The sequence below is a fragment of the Rhodococcus sp. Chr-9 genome, from assembly GCF_000801125.1.
Classification (GTDB): domain Bacteria; phylum Actinomycetota; class Actinomycetes; order Mycobacteriales; family Mycobacteriaceae; genus Rhodococcus; species Rhodococcus pyridinivorans.
In genome coordinates, this window is record NZ_JTIZ01000101.1 from 1 (window position 1) to 1,272 (window position 1,272).

Annotated in this window: 1 protein-coding gene; it reads left to right on the plus strand. The window is 60.2% G+C overall.

What is annotated here, in order from left to right:
• Nucleotides 1–276 precede the first annotated feature (276 nt).
• Complete coding sequence (locus tag QR64_RS15020) at nt 277–561, plus strand: YciI family protein (protein WP_006550534.1); 285 nt, start codon at nt 277–279, stop codon at nt 559–561.
• Nucleotides 562–1,272 lie beyond the last annotated feature (711 nt).

Consider the following 1,272-nt stretch of genomic DNA (forward strand, 5'->3'; position numbering starts at 1 on the left):
ACGAAACATTCGGTTCCTGACCCCTGAAACACTCTGTCGCATAACAAGACATCCTCGCCGCTGAGTCTGCGCGGACACCCTCTTCCTCACGCCGAGCGGACGTCTTCCCACCTCTGTTCGGGACAGCAATGATGCCGTTTGTACCTCGTCGTCGTGCACGGACGATGTTGCAAAATAGGACACTCGCTGCGGCATCCGACGCCCTACCGTTCTCGAGTACGTATTCCATGAGGAGTACGCGCGTCGTTTCATGACCGTATCCCCCGAGGAGTGACCATGGCCCTGTTCGCTGTTATCTGGTCGTACACCACTGACGCATCCGTCAAAGAGGCTGCTCATGCCGACCACCTGGTCTTCGTCAAGGACGCGGCCGCCAAAGGCGTGCTACAGGAAGCGGGCGCCTGGGCCGACGGAGCCGGCGCCCTGCTCGTGTTCAAGGCGGACAGCGAAGACGACCTGCAGGCCCTGCTCGCCAAGGACCCCTATGTCACGCAGGGTGTTGTCGTCGACCAGACCATCTACCAGTGGAAGCCCGTCATCGGACCCCTCGTGGGAATCTGACGATGAAGCGGCATGCCTAGCTTCTGTTGGTCACAGCATGCAGCATTTTTGCAGTGGACCAGACGATGGGACGCACAGTGTGTGCATTCGACGAAGGCGCGGATCGTATGTGAGGCCAGGAATTGCGTCACGTGACGTCCTGAGGCGCCCGTCGATACATGGTGGCGTGAACGCGCAGACGGAGATGCAGCCGGCCGATCGAGTGCTCGCTTGATCGGGTCCAACCAAATCCACGGGTTCGAGAGACAATCAGCGCAGGGTGAGACTGTCGATCCACACAACCGACGTGTCAACGGAAACCGGTGTGACACGGCACTCTTGGAACAGATTTCTTTATCCTTGACGTGGACGCTACGCCGGAAGTCAGCCACGACTGTTCCCGCGCCCGCACACTCGGTTTCTATGCCCCCACCGCCCTTCAGAATGTCGCGCCCAGCGATCGCCGGGTCCTCGAAGCCTTCGGGATACCTGGGCGGGAGATCCGGGAGGCTCCGGCCAACGGAAACTGGACGTGTTCAGTAGGTGTGCGCGGATGGTGCACGGCGAGGCCTTGGCCACCCAGCACATGGTCGAGACTCGCGCAGGAACTGTGCTCCACGCTCCGAAGCCGCTGAACGAGCATCCAGAAATGATGGGGTGGCAATGTCGCGCAGTAGTGAACAGTACAGGGCCCCGGCAAAGTCGTGTAATTGCATGTCAGATGGTGTGAAG

Excerpts from the sequence above, each read along its gene's own strand:
- QR64_RS15020 (WP_006550534.1), top strand. The coding sequence starts at position 277 with ATGGCCCTGTTCGCTGTTATCTGGTCGTACACCACTGACGCATCCGTC.